Origin of the sequence: Pirellulimonas nuda (assembly GCF_007750855.1) — a bacterium.
In the GTDB taxonomy this organism is placed as follows: Bacteria; Planctomycetota; Planctomycetia; order Pirellulales; family Lacipirellulaceae; genus Pirellulimonas; species Pirellulimonas nuda.
This window is the reverse complement of record NZ_CP036291.1, coordinates 3,728,267-3,748,872: the sequence shown is the minus strand read 5'-3', so window position 1 is coordinate 3,748,872 and position 20,606 is coordinate 3,728,267. Positions and strand designations below refer to the sequence as shown.

13 protein-coding genes and 2 pseudogenes are annotated in these 20,606 nt (G+C 65.8%); 7 read left to right on the top strand and 8 right to left on the bottom strand.

Going from position 1 to position 20,606, the window contains the following annotated elements:
- Positions 1–20: 20 nt before the first annotated feature.
- Entirely contained in the window at positions 21–1,109 is a 1,089-nt protein-coding gene (locus Pla175_RS14580; protein WP_145286346.1) for a PEP-CTERM sorting domain-containing protein, read from the bottom strand.
- 266 nt (positions 1,110–1,375) lie between these two features.
- Here Pla175_RS14580 and Pla175_RS14575 point away from each other — a divergent pair, with 266 nt between their 5' ends.
- Together Pla175_RS14575 and Pla175_RS14570 are read left to right on the top strand one after the other, a co-directional pair.
- Complete coding sequence (locus Pla175_RS14575) at positions 1,376–5,230, top strand: hypothetical protein (RefSeq protein WP_145286343.1); 3,855 nt, start codon at positions 1,376–1,378, stop codon at positions 5,228–5,230.
- 485 nt (positions 5,231–5,715) lie between these two features.
- A complete protein-coding gene (locus Pla175_RS14570) occupies positions 5,716–7,347 on the top strand; it encodes an FAD-dependent oxidoreductase (RefSeq protein ID WP_197526844.1) in 1,632 nt (543 codons plus the stop codon).
- A 769-nt stretch (positions 7,348–8,116) separates the two neighbouring features.
- Here Pla175_RS14570 and Pla175_RS14565 read toward each other — a convergent pair.
- The 7 genes and pseudogenes from Pla175_RS14565 to Pla175_RS14545 form a co-directional block, all read right to left on the bottom strand.
- Positions 8,117–10,051, bottom strand: coding sequence for a non-reducing end alpha-L-arabinofuranosidase family hydrolase (locus Pla175_RS14565; protein WP_145286335.1), 1,935 nt, complete (start codon positions 10,049–10,051; stop codon positions 8,117–8,119).
- A gap of 404 nt (positions 10,052–10,455) precedes the next feature.
- Complete coding sequence (locus Pla175_RS14560; RefSeq protein ID WP_261342834.1) at positions 10,456–10,824, bottom strand: hypothetical protein; 369 nt, start codon at positions 10,822–10,824, stop codon at positions 10,456–10,458.
- Positions 10,825–10,845: 21 nt separating this feature from the next.
- Positions 10,846–10,905 (bottom strand): annotated as a pseudogene (locus Pla175_RS26825) (hypothetical protein); the annotation flags it as partial.
- A 405-nt stretch (positions 10,906–11,310) separates the two neighbouring features.
- The gene (locus Pla175_RS14555) at positions 11,311–12,084 is read right to left on the bottom strand and encodes an IS630 family transposase (RefSeq protein WP_391527840.1); all 774 of its coding nucleotides are present in this window, start codon (positions 12,082–12,084) and stop codon (positions 11,311–11,313) included.
- Between the two features lie 17 nt (positions 12,085–12,101).
- Positions 12,102–12,329, bottom strand: a pseudogene (locus Pla175_RS27155) (hypothetical protein); the annotation flags it as partial.
- A 33-nt stretch (positions 12,330–12,362) separates the two neighbouring features.
- Positions 12,363–12,536: a hypothetical protein gene (locus tag Pla175_RS26065; RefSeq protein WP_197526841.1), complete on the bottom strand. Its 174-nt coding sequence runs from the start codon at positions 12,534–12,536 to the stop codon at positions 12,363–12,365.
- A gap of 1,490 nt (positions 12,537–14,026) precedes the next feature.
- Positions 14,027–14,764 carry a DUF3891 family protein gene (locus Pla175_RS14545; protein WP_145286328.1) on the bottom strand — a complete coding sequence of 246 codons (738 nt, stop codon included), beginning with the start codon at positions 14,762–14,764 and terminating at the stop codon, positions 14,027–14,029.
- A 387-nt stretch (positions 14,765–15,151) separates the two neighbouring features.
- Here Pla175_RS14545 and Pla175_RS14540 point away from each other — a divergent pair, with 387 nt between their 5' ends.
- The 5 genes from Pla175_RS14540 to Pla175_RS14520 all read left to right on the top strand — a co-directional run bounded on the left by Pla175_RS14540 (position 15,152) and on the right by Pla175_RS14520 (position 20,569).
- A complete protein-coding gene (locus Pla175_RS14540; RefSeq protein WP_145286325.1) occupies positions 15,152–15,490 on the top strand; it encodes a hypothetical protein in 339 nt (112 codons plus the stop codon).
- A 61-nt stretch (positions 15,491–15,551) separates the two neighbouring features.
- Complete coding sequence (locus Pla175_RS14535; RefSeq protein WP_145286322.1) at positions 15,552–16,277, top strand: phosphatase PAP2 family protein; 726 nt, start codon at positions 15,552–15,554, stop codon at positions 16,275–16,277.
- A gap of 55 nt (positions 16,278–16,332) precedes the next feature.
- Complete coding sequence (sbnA, locus tag Pla175_RS14530; RefSeq protein ID WP_197526840.1) at positions 16,333–17,451, top strand: 2,3-diaminopropionate biosynthesis protein SbnA; 1,119 nt, start codon at positions 16,333–16,335, stop codon at positions 17,449–17,451.
- A 2-nt stretch (positions 17,452–17,453) separates the two neighbouring features.
- Complete coding sequence (locus tag Pla175_RS14525; RefSeq protein ID WP_197526839.1) at positions 17,454–19,130, top strand: FAD/NAD(P)-binding protein; 1,677 nt, start codon at positions 17,454–17,456, stop codon at positions 19,128–19,130.
- Positions 19,127–20,569 carry a Y4yA family PLP-dependent enzyme gene (locus Pla175_RS14520; protein WP_231953907.1) on the top strand — a complete coding sequence of 481 codons (1,443 nt, stop codon included), beginning with the start codon at positions 19,127–19,129 and terminating at the stop codon, positions 20,567–20,569. Before Pla175_RS14525 ends, Pla175_RS14520 begins: the two co-directional genes overlap by 4 nt.
- Positions 20,570–20,606 lie beyond the last annotated feature (37 nt).

Here is a 20,606-nt window from a genome sequence, read left to right as displayed (position 1 = left end):
TGGCGCAAGTCAGCGGGAGTCTAAGTGGCCTGTTTCTGCCGGCGCCCCCGTCGGGCGGCCAATGCGGCGCACCCCACGGCGAGGATCGCCCATGACGACGGCTCTGGGATCGCCAGGGCGCTCTCCCAAGTCGTGGCAAACCGAGGCTCGTCGAAGCTGGCGGCCTTTGAGTAGTTGACGCCCGTAAGCGTCAGGTGGGTGATGTCGGATTCGGTGCTCAACGCAAACGAGCGGAACACCAGCGGCGCCGCGGACGCAGTGGCGGCAAGCTCCGAGGAGGTGTCGGTCGGGTTGTGCCAAACCGTCAGCTTCGAGTTGCCGGCGGCGTTGCCCGGGTCGTCGTTGAAGTCGATCCGGACGATGGTTTGAGTTGGGATGATCGACTCAATGGCGCCGGCGAGCAGCTCGTCCTGCAGCGATCCCGAAGAGCCGACGTGCCGAACTACAAAATCGGTGGTCAGGCCGTCTGAGGACGCGGCCCCGAGCAGAAAGCCTCTCAGGCCGGCGCCGCCGACGATATTGGCGTCGGCCTGCGTTACCGAAGCGTCGCTGTTGGTGAACCCGGCGCCGACAAAACCAAGGGCGCCGGCCGTGTCGCCGGTCGCGATCTGGGTGATCAGCGAGACATAGTAGGTGCTGCTGGGAGTGTAGGGCGCCAGCTCACGCTGCACGCGTCTTTGCAGGGCGTTGGTGGCTTCGGAGCCCCCGAAGCGGGCCCGTCCCCCTTGCTGGTAACCAACGCTCGATCCCGTGGACGCCGACTCGGCGGTCCACTGGGCCACGGCGAGGGATCCGCTTGTTACGTTGCCTGTCCAGGCGCCTGAGAATCCCTCGATAGTTGGGTCCTGGCCCGCGCCATTCGCCGTGGACCGACGCAGTTGCGTCACGGCGTACTCGCCGCTCGCCGGGGCGCTGCCCGAGAGGAAGTGGTCGGTCGCGATCAGGGCGCCCTGTGCAGGCGGGGCGCCGCAACCCCACAGCAGGATGGTCGCCATCGGCGCTACGAGCAGCGCGGCCGGTCGCAGCGATGGAGCGCCGCAGAAATGCGCGGCGGCAGGCGCCGGGTGGCTAGTCACGAACCGCGATCGGATGGTTTTCAAGATGAGCATTAGCAAGCCTTATCAGATAAGAGGTCTCGTGATGAGCAGCGGAGCGTCCCGAAGACCAAATAAAGACCAAGGGACGCATCTAGTAAACCCGGCGGGCGTGTGGGATTTCGCATCAATCCAGAAAGATTGCCAAGATTCTTTTTGACGTTCGGGTATCGGCGCCTTTGCAGCTTTTTCTGTGATGCAATCCGGTAGACGGATCGCTCGGTACGTAAGTAGGCTAGGGGCTGCTTTCGCATTCTTGTCTAGCAACGCGACTCTTGCCGATGCTCCGTCGTCCGAAGACCTACGCGTTCGAAAGGCTCGAAGAGCGCTTGCCGCTGACCGCGACCCCCCTCGCCTGGGACGGGTTCGACGCGGACCACTACGCGAGCGGGAGCGCCGTGAACGGCGCGGCGCCAGCGGCGCCGGGGTTCAGCGGCGCGTGGAGCGGCGCCAGCGGAGCGACCGCCGTGGCGGGGAGCCTGGCTTACGCCGGCATCGGCGAGGCGGGCGCCAACCGGGTGGTGCTCACGGGATCGACCACGGTGGCGCGCGCGATTGCCCCGGGCCCGTCGGACCCGCTGGCGAACTACATCGACGCCAGCGGCGACGTATCGCGTTCGCAGAACGACGCGCCGCTGTACCTGTCGTTCTTGATGCAGGTAGAGGGGGCGTCGCCCCCCGCGTCGACGTTCTCGCTTTACAACGGCGGGGTCACATCGGCCGACCGTGTGTTCCGCGTTCTGTACTCGCCCAGCAACACGCACTTCCAGGCGATCGTCGGGCCGAGCGGCGCGGCGGTCGACCTCGGCCCGCTCAGCGCGGGGATCAACCTGTTCGTGGTGCGCGTTGACTTCGCCCCGGGGGGCGACGCGATCAGCGTCTGGCAGAACCCCTCGGCCGGTCAGCCCGAGACGGCGCCCGACGCGCAGCTCCCCCTCTACGAGCTGGCGTTCGACCGGGTCGCCTTCTCGAGATTCGGCGGCGCCGGCTCGGCCCAGTTCGACGAGCTCCGCCTAGGGGACTCCTGGTCCGCCGTCACCAGCCAGGACGCGCTTGCTCTGCTGCCGAGGGCGCCCATTTCTGCCGAAGGGTTTGCGCTGCTGGACGATGCGGGGGGCGCACTTGCCGGGGCGTGGTCGTACGTGACCGCCTATGACGGACCCTGGAGCGTGGCCGGAACCGCAAGCGTGCCCGCCGGTGGCCTCAGCTATCCCGGCTTTGGACAGTCGGGCGCGGGCCGCGTGGCTCTGGAGGGGAGCACCGTCGCCTCGCGTGAGCTGCTCACAACCAACAACGGCCCGCTGGCGAACTACGCAGGGCCGAGCGGTTTGATCGAGCGATCGCAGAATGACGCGCCGCTGTACTTGTCGTTCTTGATGCAGGTAGAGGGGGCGTCGCCCCCGGCGTCGACGTTCTCGCTGTACAACGGCGGGGTCACGTCGGCCGATCGTGTGTTCCGCGTTCTGTACTCGCCCAACAACACGCACTTCCAGGCGATCGTCGGGCCAAGCGGCGCGGCGGTCGACCTCGGCCCGCTCAGCGCGGGGGTTAACCTGTTTGTGGTGCGCGTCGACTTCGCCCCGGGGGGCGACGCGATCAGCGTCTGGCAAAACCCCTCGGCCGGTCTGCCCGAGACGGCGCCCGACGCGCAGCTCCCTCTCTACGACCTGGCGTTCGACCGGGTCGCCTTCTCGCGCTTTGGCAGCGACGGCTCGGCCCAGTTCGACGAGCTCCGCGTAGGGGACTCCTGGTCCGCCGTCACCAGTCAGGACGCGCTTGCGCTGTTGCCTCCCCCCAAGACCATCTTCGGGGTGCAGGAAACGCCCCCGTCGCCCCTGGGGGGCGGGTTGTTCCCCGACGGGTTCTTCCCGTTCATCGACGAGTTTGGGCAGTACCGCTACCTCGAGTGGGATGAAAAGGTTCACAGCGCTCAAGAGCTCGCCCAGGCCGCGGTGGACGAGGCCTTCGACCTTGCCGCCAACCCTTCGCCCGGCGACCTCAACCAGTACGGCGGTTGGCTGGCCGGACCGCAGCTCGACGCGACCGGGTTCTTCCGCGTCGAGAAGGTCGCCGACAAGTGGTGGCTCGTCGATCCGGAGGGTCGCTTGTTCTTCTCGAACGGCATCACCGGCGTGAGCGACCCCGACCGCGAGGGGACCGCGGGGGTGGCTGTCCGAACCCCCGTCACGGGCAGGGAAGACTACTTCGCCCAGCTCCCGCAGCAGGGCGATCCCGCGGCAGAATTCTTGAGCTTCGAGACGAGCACCGTCACCAGCGGAGACTATCAGGGTCAGCGCCCGCTATCGATGAACTTCTTTGCCGCCAACGCGTTGTCGAAGTACGGCGCCGGCTGGGAGGCCGACTCGCAAGAGGTCGCCCATCAGAGGCTGCGGAGCTGGGGCATGAACACGATCGGCGCCTGGTCGGACGAGGACGTCTATCTGCAGGCCAAGACCGCTTACACGATCGTGCTGTTCCCCGAGAACCCGTCGCAGATCAACGGCGACGGGCGGTTCGCCGACTACTTCGATCCCGCGTACCGCGTTAACGTCGAGGCGCGGCTGTTGCAAGAAAGCGGAAAGAGCCTGAACGACCCCTGGAACCTGGGCTACTTTATCCACAACGAGCTCGACTGGACCCGCGGCGGGCTCACCGGCGACACGGACCTAGGCCTGCAGACGCTGGCCGCGGTCTCGAGCCAGCCGGCCAAGGCCGCGTTCCGCGACCAATTGATGGCCAGGTACACCACCATCGGGGCGCTGAACGCTCAGTGGCTCACCCCCTACGCTTCGTGGAACGACTTCTTGACGCAGCGCGGCGTCGTCCCAGACGCTGGCCGGTCCGCGGCGGACCTGGTGGAGTTTGACGCGCTCTACGCAGAGACGTACTTCGCGACAAGCGCGGCCGCGATGCACGCCGTGGCGCCCAACCACCTCTACCTGGGCGCCAGGTTCACGGGCGCGGCGCGGTTCTCGGCGGCGCAGGCCGCGATGCGCCACGCCGACGTGGTGAGCATCAACCGCTACGGCGCAGACGTCTCGGTCCTGCCGGCAGGGCTCGAAGGGGACGTCCCGCTGATCTCGGGCGAGTTCCACTACAGCGCCAACGACACCGGCCTGTGGTCGGACGGGCTGCGGACCGCCGCCGACCAGGCCGACCGGGCCGACCGGTACGCCGCCTACGTCCGCAGCGCGCTGGAGAGCGATCGGTACGTGGGCGTGCACTGGCTGCAGTACTGGGACTTCCCCACGAGCGGCAAGCTCAACAGCAACAACAACAACAGCAACCTCGGGTTCGTCACGATCGCCGACTCCCCTTACGACGCGATGGTCGAGTCGGCCCGGACCATCGGCGCGGGCCTCTACGAAACCCGTGTCGGCGACTTCGCGTTTGTGGCGGACGGCGTGCTCTACATCACGGGGACCCAGGCCGCCGACCAGATCCAGGTCTCCGCAAACGCCGGATCGGTCTTGATCGACAGGAACGGCGAACTGCGGGAAGTGCCGCGCGACCAGCTCAGCGGCGTGCAGATCAGCGGGGGGCTGCAGGCCGACGTCGTCCGGCTCTCTAGCCTGGGGACGCTCAGCGTGCACGTGCTCAACGATACGCCGGACGACGCCGTGCTGTTGGCGGGCGACTACGACGGCGACGGCGCCGTCGGCCAGGCCGACTACGGGCTGTGGAGGTCGGCCTTTGGCGGCGCCGACCTGCGTGCGGACGGCAACCTCGATGGCGCCGTCGACGCGGCGGACTACTCGGTCTGGCGCGACAACGTCGGCGCGTCCTGGACGCCCGCGCTTCAGCCGCCGCCAGTAGCATCCTTGTTGGCGCCCGAACCTACGGCCGCGGCCAGGGACGAGTTTTTCGGCCTCTTAAACCTCGCAGGCGTGGGGCAGGGCGTCAAAGCGGCACGCACCGCAATACCCAAACCAGCTATGGACCACCTGGAAGCGCGTCCGTCCGGGAGCAATCAAGGACCGAGCCCGATTTTGGTTGCGGCCGAAGTCGCGAGCGACGCAATCCGACCAGTCCACTCTGCTGGGCATCGGGAGACAGAGCCCGCCTCAGAAGCATCCGATCGCCCAGACTCGCTCGTTGGTTCTCGCCATTGGCCTCAACTTCCGAAAGTAACTTGAATCGACGCCCGGCTCACCGAGCCTCCGCTGTAGGAGTAGTTCTAAGTTCGGGGGAGCCAGCGCTCGTCCGCAGGGCCGTTGCCGCTTGGGGACGCCCAGCCAGCGGTGACTTGCCTCGAGCGTCGCACGTTGCTTCCACCCGCCATGCACCGTGTAAGCGTAAGACGGCGGGCTATTCCACCACGTTCGATGTAGCCGCGACGAAGATGCTCAGCGTAAGAGCGCCGGAGTGCGTAGGGACCGCGAGACAATGGCAGCTCCGCGGCGGTCAGGCATCTCGCTCGGCTTCTGATCGCGGCGCTGGGGAACATCGCGCCCCGTCGATTCCGGCCAACCGCAGGCAAGGAGCTCGCGACTGTCGGTCGCGAGACCAGTGAGCGGTGAAAGAGTCTGAAGAAGATAAGGGGGTGAGTAGCCCTCGACGATGCCTCGTATTGCAAGACTGAGCCTCCAACCTGCGCCGACCACTTCTCATGAATTATCTGATGACCAATTGCTTGTCGTTCTTCGCAGTGACGTTGCTAGCGGCGCCCGTCTGCCGCGCGCAGGCGCCGTATGAGGTTTGTGTCTACGGGGAGACCGCTTCGGGCGTTAGCGCCGCGATCCAGGCCGCCCGCATGGGCAAGCGGGTCGTGCTGGTCTCGACAAACGCTCACGTCGGAGGCATGACCACGTCGGGGCTAACCGCTACGGACATCAACCGCAACACGCTGATTGGCGGGATCGCCCGCGAGTTCTACGGCCAACTGTACGCCTGGTACGAGAACCCCGACGCCTGGCGTTGCCAAGAACGCGAGGCGTTCTTCGTCGCGAGCCAGAAACGCACCTTCACCGGCAAGAACGATGCGTTGAAGATCCAGTGGGTCTACGAATCGCACGTCGGCGAGAAGATTCAGCGAGCGATGCTGCGTGATGCGGGGGTCGAGCTCGCACTGAACGAGCGTCTAGATTTGGAGCGGGGGGTCGAGAAAGGCGACGGTCGGATCCGTCGCATCAAGATGGAAAGCGGACGCGGGTTCGCCGCGCAGGTGTTCATCGACGCCACGTACGAGGGGGACCTGATGGCCCTGGCCGGCGTCTCCTACACCGTGGGCCGGGAAGCGAACAGCCAGTACGGCGAGTCGCTCAACGGCGTGCGACTCAACCCGGTGATCGGCCGCGAAGGGAAATCGGTTGACCCTTACGTGGTCGAGGGCGACCCCGCCTCGGGCCTGCTGCCGTACATCGAACCGCGCGTCTGGGCCAAGGACGGAGAAGCCGACCCGCGCCGTGTGCAGGCCTATTGCTACCGCCTGACGCTGACCGACGACCCCGCGAATCGCGTCGCGATCGAGCGCCCCGCGGCGTACGACCCGGCGTTGTACGAGGTGCTGGCGCGCATGCTGCAGATCAGCCCCGAGACGCAGCTACAAGAGATCATCACGCTCACCCCCATGCCCAACCGGAAAACCGACACCAACAAGCTGAACCTTATCGGCGCAAACTACGAGTACCCCGAGGGGGACTACGCCACACGCCAACGCATCGGCCAACGCCACCGCGACTTCGCCCTGGGCATGCTCTGGTTCCTAGCGCACGACCAACGCGTTCCGCCGCACATCCGCGCCGAGATGAAGCCGTGGGGGCTGCCCCGGGACGAGTTTCCGGACAACGGGCACTTCCCCTACCAGCTCTACGTGCGCGAAGCGCGACGCATGGTTGGCGAGTACGTGATGTCCGAAAAGAACTGCCGGCGCGTCGACTCGGAACCGGCGTCCGAGTCCATCGGCGTGGGGACGTACATGCTCGATTCACACCAGTTCTCGCGCGTGCTGGACCACGACGCCAAGCTCCGCTACGAGGGGGGGCTGGCCGGCAAGTCCGTCTCGTACCCCATCAGCTACCGCAGCATCACGCCCAAGCGGGACGAATGCCCAAATCTGTTGGTGCCGGTATGCGTATCGGCTTCGCATGTCGCGTACAGCTCGATCCGGATGGAGCCCGTGTACATGGTTCTCGGCCAATCGGCGGGCGCGATCGCGTCGCTGGCGATCGACCATCGCTGCGACGTGCAGCAACTCGACTACTCGGAACTGAAGCAGACGCTCTTGGACGCGGGGCAGATCCTGCAGCCTTGATGCTTGGCATCAGTAGTTCGCGCCGCAATGGGCTAGGGAACTTCTACGCCCGCCAGCATCCGCCGGTCTTCGAGCGTTCCGACACGGAGAATGTGGAAGTTGTACGTGCGGGTCTCGGGGCCATAGTCGTATGCGCCGCGAGCGGTGCTTACGCGACATGGTGACCAGCCCTTCGAAGTGCAGGACCGAAACAAGCTCTCAGAGGCCGCCCCCCCGCGCGCTCGCGCCAGTATGGCCGCTCTGAGGGGGAGTGGCAGAACGCGGACCGAGCGCACAGGTTGCGAGGCGGCGAAGGATGGCTTTTCTCGCTCATCGACAGGGTGGGTCTGAGCGCCCGCACTCGTACGACCGTTCTCATTTGTGGCGCGCTATCCGCATCCTCAGAAGAACTCGTTTATTGTTGGCTTCTTGCATGCAGCAAATGCCGGCTTGACAACCCAGGTCTAGCGGAGGCTTCGAAAGCAGTTCGCGGTTGGATTGAGTCGCGGCGGTTGGTAAGCGGACGGTGAAGTACATCTTGCCGCCGCAAGGAAGGTGGAGGAGTTCGTTACCTTCAGCTCGTGAGGCATGCGACGGCGAAGCAGCGGCGCTCGGCGGAGAAGAAGTTGTGCTGGCGATTGGCGATTGCGGAGTTCGGTTCGAGCGGGCTGTCGGTGCTGCGGTGAGCCGCGACGTAGTAGCCTTGCGCATTGTAGGCCGCCGCATGAACGACGCCATTCTCTCGGCAACACCGAGACCGCGCCGAGCTCGGAGCTCCTTCAGGTCCCGCTTACTTAAAGATCCGCTGGGCGAACAAGTAGAGGTTGGCGCCCCATTCCGTCGGGTCGTGACCGTGGGAGTCGACATGCCACACGTGCGGCACATCGTGCTCTTTCAGGTAACCATGGACGCCCTGGCTGATGCGGATTAGGCCGTCCTGATCTCCGCAGGCAAGCCATAGGAGCTTGAGTTGCTCGCGGGCCGCGGCGGGGTCCGGTACGAGTTCCGCGGGCGGCTGCGTGTTGGGAGCGGAGGAGAATCCGCCGACCCAGGCGAACACGTCCAGGTTGCCCAGGCCGAAGTTGAGGGCCTGTCCTCCACCCATCGAAAGCCCGGCGAGGGCGCGGTGCTCTCGATCGGCCGCTACCGAGTAACGCGACTCGATGGTTGGGATGACGTCGTCGAGCAGGTCCGCTTCGAAGCGAGCGAATGCCGGCGCCGAAGCGAACACGTTCCCCACCGCACGGTCGTTCTCCTGAGCCCGTCCGTTCGGCATGACGACGATCATCGGCTCGGCCAAGCCGTCGGCGATCAGGTTGTCGAGGATCGTCTCCGGTTGGCAGAACCGCTGCCACTCGGTCTCGTCGCCGCCGATGCCGTGCAGCAGGTAGAGCACCGGGTACCGCCGATCGTCCGAGTATCCCGGCGGCGTGTAGACGTTCATCTTGCGGGTCGTCCCGACCGACCCCGATTCGTACTGGATCATCTCGAGCTTGCCGTGGGGAATCTCGGCACGGACCTTCTTGTAGTCGGCCGGCGGATCGTCGAACGAGGGTTTGTCGTCGGGCCCGACGACGATCGGGCCGCCAAGGCCCCCTTCGGGGCGCCTCGGCCGGGTCGCCTCACGCCGGGGCGATTTTTCCCGGGCCTGCGGTTCGCGGGCGTCGTCCTGCTCGTCGGCGGTGATCCGCTCGATGATTCCGAGCTTATAGGGAAGCTCGTGGTAGCCCGTGTTGACCGCCGGGTCGCGTCCCTGGAACAGCATCCGTAGATTGTCAAGGTCGACCGTGAGGGTCTCGTCGTATCCGTCGCGGAGCAATTCACCGTGGCTGATGTCGTCGGTCCAGTCGGCGGCGCCCTCCTTAAAGCTGACGTTGGCCACGCCGGCGAACGGGTTCCGGAAGCTGTCTGCGCCCGGCACGGGGGTCCACGCGCCGTCGAGACGCTCGGCGGTGAACGCCCGGTAGTAGCGGCTGGGGCCCAGTCCCTCCACTAGGGTTAGGTACTTGTCCATGCCTTTGATCTTGTAGGTCATGCTCCCCTCAAAGAGCAGCTCGCGCGTCTCATCGATCGCCACCACGGGATTACTAAGGCCGCTGGGGAAGTCGTCAATCTTGGTGCGGCTGCGGTACATGCGGCCGTTGTCGCCGGTGAAGAAGAGGTAGGCGTGCGTCTGGTCGCAGATGACCCAGTAGTCGATCGGCAGGCGTGGCATCCCCTCGGTCCGCGCCGGCAGCAAGTCCTTCGGCGCGGTCCACGTTCCTGGCTTCGACAGATCGTCCGTCGTTGAATACTGGGGGTGCTGCGATTGGTAGACCAGGTACCATTTCTTGTGGGGGCGGAAGTAAAACACCTGCGGAGCGCAGTGGTAGCCGCCTAGCCCCGGAGACTGGTCGAGGTAGTAGGGCTTCGCGTCGGCCGCCCGCTCCCAGTCCTCGAAGCTCAGGTAGACGATGCTCCACCCGCCGCGGTCGACTGCGGTCGTCGCGTAAACGTGCCACTTGCCGTCGTGGTAGACGACCGACGGGTCTTTCACGGCGAGGATCGGATGGCGCTCATCCGACACGGGCTGGACAAGTGGGCCCGTCGAAGCCCACCGCAGCGGGCCGCCGAACAAGCTGTCAGCGGGAATCTGTGCCCACGCGTGTCCGGCCGCGAGGGCCACGGCCAGCACCGCCGTTTCGGTAGCCACCACGAACGTCTGCCGCGCTATTGATGGAAGCATCGTCGTCTCCTGAGCAGTAGAAAAGTGACGTGACTGCGCAAACGCCTAGCGCCTCGACACCGAAACTCATCCGGCTTGTCCAGCAACCTACGTGTCCATCGGCTTTGGCTATCGGTTGCTTTAAAAGGAGGAGCGGCTCGTTTCCAATCGCATCTCTTGTAGGTCCGATCGTTTCGGCGTGCCCGTAGACGGGTCACGTCTTCTACCCGATACCACGATCCGTTTCCAGCGGCACGACGGGCCGCGACGTGCTTGAACCGGATCGCGTCCCGGCCGGTGCGCCCCGTCGAATGCACAACCGCCGACCTCTGCTTCTGCCGGACTTGAGCACGAATAGAGCGCCCCAAACGCCGGTTGAGCCCGACATTACCCCTCGTTTGTGACGGGGCTTACGGCTGAGTAGCTCAGTCCGCAACGGGCATGGATTTGAGATCGATTTGACAGCCCTCGAGTTGGTCGGATTCGGCTCTCACCTGTATGTCACCCCTTTGGCCCCTGTCGGCGCGTACGATCGCTACGGCCTTGCCGCCGAACAGCGGCACCGCATGCTCATGGAAAGACCGCATCGAGATAGGGGCTCCGTTGCCCGTAGCGAAAAGACTTCCTGCCCCCGCAACGTCCACCCGCACCAGATTGTCGGCGAGGGGGCACGGCACGCCGACGTCGTCATACGCTTGAATCGTGATGTAGGCGAGGTCTTCTCCACTAGACGACAACACGGCCCGGTCGGCCGACAGGACAATTTTCGCCGGCCTTCCTGCGGTGCGAACCACGTCCTCTCCTATCGGAGAGCCATTCTGATAGGCCACGACGCGCAGCTCGCCGGGCATATAGGGCGCCTTGTTCCAGCGAAGTCGGTAGTCGTAAGGAGCCGCTCAAAATAACTCCCTCAGTTCCCACCGTGTAGAATGCCGCCGTTGTTGGTTCCCTGCGCCCAGGGGGTAGCGATGGGTTTGTATCACGCGGAGGTCGAGCGTCTCCCCGAGGACGAGGCCGCGGGGCGGGTCTGAAAAAAGAGGGGCCGAAAGCCAGCTAGTGTACTGCATCAATCAGACGTGACCTTATCGAGCGTAGCCCTGGCGCGTCGTACTTTGGCGAGGATCTCCTCTGCGGTCGCCGTCCATCTCAGGCCCTTCGCGTGGTTGTTGTGATCTTCGACGTACTGCTTGATCGCTTTTCGATCAACTGAGGCACGCTGCGGAATGTGCCGCGGCGGAGCCGCTTGTTGGTCAGCTCGGCGAAGAACCTCTCAACCAGGTTCAGCCAGCTGCCTGCTGGTGGGGATGAAGTGCATGTGGAATCGCGGGTGACGCTTCAGCCAGCTTTGCATATTGGGGTGCTTGTGCGTCGCGCCGGTTCTCTTGTGGACGGAGGTCGGCAATCAGGTGCAGATCGAGCCCCGCCGGGGTCCGCGCGTCGATCTCCTTGAGGAAGGCGATCCACTCCTGATGACGATGCCGCTTCATGCACTTGTCGATCACGACTCCTTCGGCGACGTTCAGCGCCGCGAACAGCGTCGTCGTGCCGTGCCGCTTGTAGTCGTGTGTCATTGTCCCGCAGCGGCCGGGTTGCAAATCCGCCGAGGCGGGATGGATCGGCAGCCCCCTCTGCGTCCGGTCGAGCGCCTGGACCTGCGTCTTCTCGTCGACCGACAGCACGATCGCGTGCTCCGGCGGGTTGAGGTACAGCCCGACCACGTCGTGCACCTTCTCGGCGAAGTCGGGGTCGTTGGACACCTTGAAGGTCTTGACCCGGTGCGGCTGCAGGCCGTGCGCCCGCCACACACGGGCAACCCGCGCGTCGCTCACCCCCAGTTCCGCCGCAAGCGAGCGGGTGCTCCAGTGCGTGGCCTGCTTCGGCTTGGTCTGGGTCGTGGCTTCGAGGATCCGTCGCGTCAGCGAGTCACGCTCGGGGCAGGGGCGGCCGGGCCGCGGGGCGTCCTTCTCGATCGCCGCCAGCCGAACCTCGGCGAACCGCTTCCGCCACACCCCGACCGGCCGACGCGCCATGCCCACCTGCTCAGCGATCTCCAAGTTGGTATCTCAATTCCGGCTTCGCCCAATGCGTCCAGGATGGAGATGTGTAGATCGCTGGTTTCGATCCCGCGTTTGTCCATATGGGTGTGGCAAAACATTCGAAAGTTGAGCGCCGATTCGCCAAAGCCGAACATCATCGCGAATGGCTCAGGCTCTTCGAGTAGAAATTCGTGTTCCCGGGCCGTTCGGAGCAGGATCTCCAGCACCTCACGAGGATTGCTGTCATAGGCCGTTCCGACCAAGATCTCGACGCGGGCGGTGGTTCCCGAGAGTGTCTAGTTCTTGACTTCTTTGACGATCAGGTGCTCCCATCGGCCAAACTTCTCGGCAATCAGTCGCCACTCGCGCCCTTGGTCTTCCAGACGCCGAGCCGTCACGGTGTCGGCGTCGAGCGCGGTCAAGTCACCGCGCAGTTCGGCCATCGCCTGGCCGTCATCGAAGAAATCCATAGCGATTCAGGCGATCTCCGGATTCGGGCGAAGCTCACTCTCGATCACGTCTAGCCTGGTCGAAACCACCGTCGCCTGAGACGTGATCTCGGCCGGTCGAATTAGTTGCGGAGCCGTTGGTGCGGATTCGGCCCCGAGGGGTACAACGTTCGTTGGCGAGCCTTCTGCTTCGACCGTCGTCGCCCCGGCATCTTGTCCCGCCGCCGTCCCGACCGGCAGCGCGGACGCAACAATGAGGCTCAGCCAAACAAATCGTAGCTTTCGCATGCACTTAGCAAGGTTCTTCGAGTTTCTGGCATCACCTGACGTTCCGCGGTTCGGATCCCGAGAGCCGCGATTCGAGCCGAACTGATCGTCAGTTGGACTAGCTGTCGGAGTAGTGCGGAATTACGAACGCTTAAGGGCGCCGGCGCGCCAGCGCCCGCCGACGGTTGCGCGCGCGATAAGCCCTATGCTGCGCTTGCGTGGCCTTTGGGGGAGACTCATTGCCGAGAAGCACTGGGCCAATCAACCAGATGGCCGCGACTTGCAAGGTTGGTCCGAGTCGGCGAGTGGCATTACCGGGGCGCCGCGGCTGGATCGCCGGAAGTGCGAACGTGAGGAACGTTCTTCCGGCGGATCAACCGGCAACCAGCGTGACGGCCGCCTGTTTTGTCCTCTTAGCCATCGCCCAAGATTTCGCTCGCAAATAGCCACCCCGTTGCAGACAATCTAGGCGTGAGTCGGTGTCGGCCCAAAGCTCGGGGTACGCGCCTGGGTTGCGGCAAAGCAGTCTTGCGTCCCTTTTGTCCAGGAGGTGTCCGATCGATGGGGTCTTCTGTCCACCAGCACGGGACAATACGACTCTGTGGCGTCCACCCGGCGGGGGACGCGAACGCCGATGCGCGAGAATTGCGCCGATTCGGCGATGGCGGCGGGGTTTTGTCCGATTTTTGCTCGCCGGGGAAGGGGGACAAAAGGACAAAACTAGGATCCCATCCCCGAAGTCATTTCCTGTAGGGTACGGGGAAGACGCGTTTTGCGTCTTTCTTGATGAAGGTCCAGTTCATGGTGATTTTCTTCCGGTTGCGTTGGCGTGAACCGTGGGAGGCCTCGCGTTGAACCTCTTCGATCGACACGATACTCGTCTGGAACGCTGTGATCCGCTCCCCTCGGCGCCAAAGCGGCGGCCGGCTACTGGCAGATGCGACGTGAAGGCCGCACCGGCGTCGTGGTCGCAGGTGTGGTACGCCTCCAACTGCACGCGTCGCGATCCCATGTTCGCCCGGGCGGGCTCCCTGGCCGCCAACCTCGGCTCCCCCGATGTTCTCGGGCGGGGCCAGACGGTAGCTGGCGCTGCGGCCGCGGCCGGGGTGTGGGACCAGAACGCCCCGCTCGAACGGTTCGCGGATGTCGCGCAGCGCCGCATCGGCCGAGCACTTGGCGAGCTTGGCGTACGACCTGTCCGCCCCGTTCCGAGCAGACAGCACGCCAAGAATGCTACTGGCGGGTTATCTGCGGAAGGTCCATGTGCGGGCTTCGATCTCTGCTCCGTCGAGGTGTTGGAGGAGGTCCGCGTCGTTCTTAAAGGCCAGCGTGGTTGCGCGACGGAGTTCTAGCTCGACGTCGAACGCGTCGGGTGCAAAGGGCCAGGGTTCGACGCACACCGTGTCGTCCTCGCGACGCCAAAGGTCGTAGCGCTGGCGACCCAGATCGTGCGTGACCTCGATGCGTCGTCCCATGTCGGGGATCCGATTGCGGGCGAGGATAAGCGAGCAGCGGTCGCACCAACGCAGCAACTGGTACGCGTCTTCGAGCTGCTGGGCCTTGCGGTTGAGTTGCCGCAAAACCCGCCGGCGACGAGCCGCCTCTGCTTTGAGCAAGGCCTTCATTTCGGCCGAGATCCCCTCCGCGGCGCCGTACAGGTGCTGGACGTGCATCGACATCAAGAGCCCGCACCAGCGGTGCTTGCGATGATTGTCGATGATCCGCCGTTCGGCCTCTGCGACGCGGTCTGGCGACGCCATCGACACGAGCGTGAAGTCTCTTGGGGCGCCCAGGTCCGTTACGTAGTGGCGCGCATCGAACGGCTGCTTGTTGTCGTCGTGCGAAAGAATCGTCTCGAGCGTCTGTGTCCAAAAGTGCGGCCTAAAGTCGAGTCGAAAGTTCGTCGCCAGTTGGCCGGCCAGTAGCCCATGTGATCGTTGGAAGACCACCTCCCAGCCCGATTCAACGCTCGTAACAATCATGCTGCACCGTCGCTGGAGTTCACCGCTCGGGCTCCCCTTCGCTGCCGGGGTTCAGCACAGTATTGCCACCCGCGACCGATAGAGTAGGCCGGGTCGGCGTCGTTCCGCCAACGCTCAACCCCGGAGCCATCGCTCCTGCGTGCAACCTTGTTTGTGAAGCGGCTGCGGACGACGGGGTGGCCGTCGCCCGAGCCCCATTCGCATTTCGCCTGATCCCCTGGGTGGTAGCGGTGGGATGGAGTCATTGTCGCTCGCGGGAAGGTGGCGTCTGGGACGGCGCAAGAACTGCTAGGAGTCCTCCGTAGACGTTCGTTGGCGCAGCAACCGCTGTTCCGGAGCACGACGCGCCGACGACGATCTACCCCGGCCGCTCGCGAAGGACGACTCATGAGCAATTCTGCTGTAAAAACCCCTGATGGCCGCTACTTCGTGATCAATCAGGTGCTGTGGCGAGCAAGCCGGCCCGGCCTAACCGAAGCAGAAAGAGGGGAGCTGGTCGAAGAACTCATGTCGGCCCGCAGGGCGGTGCGGCGCGCGATCAGGGACGAGCAGGCGACACGCCGAGCCCGACTCCGGGTGCATGCCGCGAAGGTAGGGCTCGGCGAGCGAGGCCCGGTGTGGTGGGAGGACGGGGCCCCCGACTACAACCGCCGGCGGGTTGGCGACACGCCCTACGCCGGCTGGTTCTGCAAGCAGGCGGGTCTCTCCGCCAAACATCCGACATGACTATACTGCACCGCCCCCGCACGCACCGCCTGGTTCTCGTCACCCCTGCCTCGCCGACTGGATGAAGCCCGACGCCCGCCTTTGGATCGCAACGACGGCCGCCGCCGCCGCCGTCGGCCTGCTGTCGGCCTACCTCGTGTTGGCGGGCCGTGTGGCGCGAGGGTCGTTCGATACGTTCGATCGCGGTGTGCTGCTTGCGCTGCGTAACGCGGACGACGTTAGCGACCCGATCGGTCCGCGCTGGGTCGAGGAAGTCATGCGCGACTGCACAGCGATGGGAGGGATGACCATCTGCGTGCTGCTGTCGGCCAGCGTGGTGATCATGCTGCTGCTTTCTGGGAGGAGCGCTCTGGCAGGGTACGTTGGCGTGGTGATCGTCAGCGGGGTAGCGCTCTGCATGTTTCTCAAGGCGAGCTACGATCGCCCGCGGCCACAGCTCGCTCCGCACGGATCGCACGTCTACACGAAGAGCTTCCCCAGCGGCCACACGATGACGGCCGCGACGGTGTACCTGACCCTCGGGGCCATGCTTGCGCGCGTGCAACGCGGGCGGTACGCCAAGCTGTTCATCCTGGCGGTCGCCGTTGGCGTTACGTTGCTGGTTGGGCTGAGCCGCGTCTACTTGGCCGTTCACTGGCCGACGGACGTGATCGCCGGATGGCTGCTGGGGGCCGGCTGGGCGCTCCTGGCGTGGTGCGCTGCGGCGTTGTTGACGCGGCGGCTGGAGCACTCGACAAGCCCGCAATCGCGGCGGTTGGCCAATCAGCTTTCCGATTCCGATCGGTAGCGGCGCAAGATTTGCTTCGTAGCCCGGCGGCGTCGCGCTCCGCACCACGGGCCTTGTGTGGGTCGGCGATACCCGGCCATTTGCGGAGCAATACGCGGTGCACAATAGACTGATTGACATTCGAAGCCGCCCCCGAGCGGGCTCGGCACACGTCTCACCGCGACTGGCGCAACGCAAGCCGGCCGATGGGATCCTCCAGGCCGTCGGGCAGACCCCGCTTGTCCGTCTACGACGGTTTCTTGAGGCCTCCAACATCAAGCTCTATGCGAAGCTCGAGGCGGCCAACCCGGGGGGGAGCGCCAAAGATCGACCGGCGAAGGCGATGATTGAGGAGGCGCTCGCTACTGGTCGGATTGACTCCAGGGCGACCGTTATCGAGTCGTCGTCTGGAAACATGGGCATCGGCCTGGCCCAGGCCTGCGCCTACCACAAGCTCCGCTTTATCTGTGTCGTCGATCCCCGGTCGCAGCGGCAGAACCTGGCGATCATGCGGGCGCTGGGGGCGGAGGTTCGACTGGTGGAGTCGCCGGTCGGAGGGGACTTCCTTACCGCGCGACTCGCCTGCGTCCAGGAGCTGCTCGCAACCATCCCCGGGTCCTACTGGCCCAACCAGTACGCAAACCAGGAGAACTGCCGCTCGCATGAGGCGGGGACAGCGGCGGAGGTACTCGCCGCGCTCGGCCGACGCGTCGGCCGGGTGTACGTCGCCACCAGCAGCACCGGGACGCTCAACGGGTTCATCAACGCGTTCGCCGCCGCAAGTCCGCGCACGCGGGTGGTCGGGGTCGACGCGATCGGCAGCGTGCTCTTCGGCGGCAAGCGGGGAGAACGCTCTATCTCCGGCTTCGGCGCGGGGTGCGAGCCCCCTCTGGCCCGCGACTGCCGGCCCGACGCGGTCATCCGAGTGAGCGATCTGGACTGCGTGGTCGGCTGCCGACGACTCGCGGCCACCGAGGCGTACCTAGCTGGGGGCTCGGGGGGCGGGGTCCTCCAGGCGATCCGATCGCATCAGGCCGAGTTGGCGGGACAAACGTGTGTCGCGATCCTCCACGATTCGGGCGCCCGCTACCTGGATACCGTTTACGACGACCAATGGGTGGAGCGTGCGCTGGCGGTCAGACCCACCCTCCTAAAGGCGCTCGCAGAAGATCAACTCCCCGACCCCCCTCGGTGACGATGACGGCGCTCACGCCCCTGGCCGGTCACCGGCGACGTCCCCCAAGCAGCGCGGCGACGGCGCCCTACCGGATCGCGATCGTTGGCGCCGGCCCGCGCGGGCTGCATGCGCTCGAGGCGGTCGCCGCGGCGTACGGTTCGGCGTCGGGCAGGAAGCCCGTGGACGTCACCTTCTTCGATCCGGCCGAGGCGCCCGGCGCCGGAGCGGTCTACGCGCCGAGCCAGCCCCCCTGGCTGCGGATGAATTTCCCCGCCAAGCGGGTCTCGGCCTGGTCATGCAGCTCCGCCGATCGACCCAGCCGCTTAGGTTTCGTCGACTGGTGTCACCGCCGCGGACACACACAGGTCACGGACGGTGTGTACGCACCACGGTCGCTGGTCGGCGCGTACTTGTCGGATTGCTTTGCAACCCTGGTCAAGCAGCTCCCCCCGGGGATCACCTGCCGGGTGGAGCAACAACGGGTGGCGGCGGTTGCGCCGCTGCCGTCGCGGGTAGAGATCGTCGCGGGCGGCAGACGGCTCGGCTTCGACGAGGCGGTCGTCACGACCGGCCACGGGTGCGACGCCCACGCGCGGCCGCGCGGTGGAGTGTGGCCGCTCGCGTCGATCGCTCGTCACGCAGAGGGATGGGTCGGCCAACGTGTCGCTGTCCGCGGGTTCGCCCTGACCGCGATCGACGCCATCCTGGCGCTCACCGAAGGGCAGGGGGGCCGATTCGAGCCAGAGGGCGCCGTCTGGCGCTACCGGGCCAGCGGCCGCGAGCCGGTCGTCATCGCGCCGTTCTCCAGGTCCGGTCGACCGATGTACGCGAAGCCCGATTACGCCGTCGCCCAGGCGTGGGGAGAGTGGGACGGCTGGCGACGCGTTTGCGATCGGCTCGCGTCACTAGAGACGATGCACGGCTCGCTCGACTTCCTCGTGGATATCCGGCCGGTGCTCCTGAGCGTCGCGGACAGCTTCGCGGCCTGGGCGCGGGGCGACCGAGAACCGCTCGAGGGGGGCGCCGCACGGTCCTGGCTCGATCGCCAAGCCGCCGCGCCGGAAGACGCGTTGGCGTGCTGGGAGCAATCCTGCGCGATCGCCGGCGGGCGTCGCCCTCCTGACCCGGCAAGCGCGCTGGGCGAAGTATGGAGGCGCTGCTATCCGCAACTCGTTCGCCTGGTCAGCTACGGTGGGCTGCGATCGTCGAGCTGCGCGTCGTGGAAGCAGTTTGCGGTGATTATGGAGCGGGTGGCGTTCGGTCCCCCGGCGGAGAACGTTCGACGCCTGCTGGCCCTGGTGGGCTCTGGGCGTCTGGACCTCGGGTTCTTGCCGGCGCCCGCCGTCACGAGGCAGGAGCGGGGCTGGCGCGTAGAACGGGGCGCGCACCGCTTCGACGCCAGCGTGCTGGTCCATGCGGTTATCGCGGGGCCGGAGCAGAACGCGCAGCGGGGGCCGTTGGGCAAGCTGCTCGCAAACGGCTATCTTGCGCTCGCGGCGGAAACGGGCGGGGTCAAGGTCGATCGTCAAGGACGACCCGTGGGGGCGGCGCTGCCGTCGGGCGATCGCCTCCGTGTGTTCGGGCGTGCGACCGAGGGCTGGATCCTCGGAGCGGACACCCTCAACCGAGAGCTTCATCCAGAGACCGCCCGGTGGGCGGTCGACCTCGTCAGGCGTCTACCCGCGTTGGATCTATGACCGCAGGCCCTGATGTTGGCGTGGCAGGCGAACGGGGCCCGTCCGCCGAAGCGTTGAGGCGCAACCTCCGGGGGGTCGCGCCCCTGGACGGCGCCTTGAAGCCCTGGATGGTGGAGACACTCTCTGACCCGCGGCTCCCGTCCTGGGTGGAACAATGGGGATCGCCGCTCAACCTTCTCTGCCGCGCGACCTTTGAAGAGAACCTGGCGCGACTCCGCGGCGTGGGCGCGAGGCGGTCGATCGACCTGGAGGTGTTCTTCGCTCGCAAGGCCAACAAGTGCCTCGGGTTCGTCGAAGCCTGTGTCGAGCGCCAAGCCGGCGTCGATACCGCGAGCCTCGAAGAATTGCGGCAGGCTCTCGACGCCGGGGCGCCCCCGGAACGGCTGATCTGCACCGCAGCGATCAAGGAGGCCCCGCTTGTGAACCTGTGCCTGCAGCACCGGGTCACGATCGCGCTGGACAACCACGACGAACTCCGCCTGCTGTACAACTTGGCCAACGGCCACCCCCCCTCGGTCGCGCTGCGCGTCAGCGGGTTTCGGCGCCCCGGCGGGCGGCTCGTCAGCCGTTTTGGCTTTCCGCTCGAAGAAGCCGCGGCCGTCGCGGAGCAGAACCCCCCCGAGCGGCTCGCGATCCGAGGCGTCCATTTTCATCTCGATGGCTACGACCCGGCGCAGCGCGTCAGCGGCATCGAGCAATCCTTGGTGCTGATCGATCGGGCGCGGCGGTTGGGTCACCCCTGCTCCTTCTTGGACATCGGCGGCGGGATCCCGATCTGCTACCTCCAGCACCGCGATCAGTGGGAGGCGTTTTGGCGTCGGCACCGGCAGACGCTTCAGGGCGAGTACGCCGAGGCTACCTTTCGCGGGCACACGCTGGGGCTCACCGTGGACGGCGGTCGCTTGCTCGGCGAGCCGAATGTTTATCCGTTCTACCAAGAACTAGTCTCGGACCACTGGCTTGATGCCGTCTTGGCGTCGCCGCTGTCGAATGGCCAGACGGTGGCGTCGGCGCTCGCAGAGCGGCGCGTTCAGCTCCGATGCGAGCCCGGCCGGGCCCTGCTTGAGGGCTGCGGCATGACGGTGGCCCGGGTTGTTCATCGCCGCCGCAACGAGTCCGGCGATTTGCTAGTTGGACTTGCGATGAACCGCACGCAGTGCCGTACCGGCAGCGACGATTTCTTGGTCGATCCGATCCTCGTCCCTGCCGTGGGCGCCGCCCGCGCCCACCACGCCGAATTTGGGCAGGGCTATTTGACCGGCGCGTATTGCACCGAGTCGGAAGCCATCCTGCTCCGGAAACTTGACTTCCTCGCGGGCGTTGCGGTGGGCGATCTGATAGCACTACCCAACACGGCCGGTTACTTCATGCACTTCCTAGAGAGCCGCTCGCATCAGTTCCCGCTGGCCGAGAACGTGTTCTTGCAAGACCTTGACTAGCCTACCGCCGGCTTCGGCCGGTCGTCGGGGTCGGAGC

Bases quoted from the DNA above. Each gene is read 5' to 3' on its own strand.
- Pla175_RS14580 (WP_145286346.1), bottom strand. From the start codon at position 1,109: ATGCTCATCTTGAAAACCATCCGATCGCGGTTCGTGACTAGCCACCCG.
- Pla175_RS14575 (WP_145286343.1), top strand. From the start codon at position 1,376: ATGCTCCGTCGTCCGAAGACCTACGCGTTCGAAAGGCTCGAAGAGCGC.
- Pla175_RS14570 (WP_197526844.1), top strand. From the start codon at position 5,716: ATGACCAATTGCTTGTCGTTCTTCGCAGTGACGTTGCTAGCGGCGCCC.
- Pla175_RS14565 (WP_145286335.1), bottom strand. From the start codon at position 10,051: ATGCTTCCATCAATAGCGCGGCAGACGTTCGTGGTGGCTACCGAAACG.
- Pla175_RS26065 (WP_197526841.1), bottom strand. From the start codon at position 12,536: ATGGATTTCTTCGATGACGGCCAGGCGATGGCCGAACTGCGCGGTGAC.
- Pla175_RS14545 (WP_145286328.1), bottom strand. From the start codon at position 14,764: ATGATTGTTACGAGCGTTGAATCGGGCTGGGAGGTGGTCTTCCAACGA.
- Pla175_RS14540 (WP_145286325.1), top strand. From the start codon at position 15,152: ATGAGCAATTCTGCTGTAAAAACCCCTGATGGCCGCTACTTCGTGATC.
- Pla175_RS14535 (WP_145286322.1), top strand. From the start codon at position 15,552: ATGAAGCCCGACGCCCGCCTTTGGATCGCAACGACGGCCGCCGCCGCC.
- Pla175_RS14525 (WP_197526839.1), top strand. From the start codon at position 17,454: ATGACGGCGCTCACGCCCCTGGCCGGTCACCGGCGACGTCCCCCAAGC.
- Pla175_RS14520 (WP_231953907.1), top strand. From the start codon at position 19,127: ATGACCGCAGGCCCTGATGTTGGCGTGGCAGGCGAACGGGGCCCGTCC.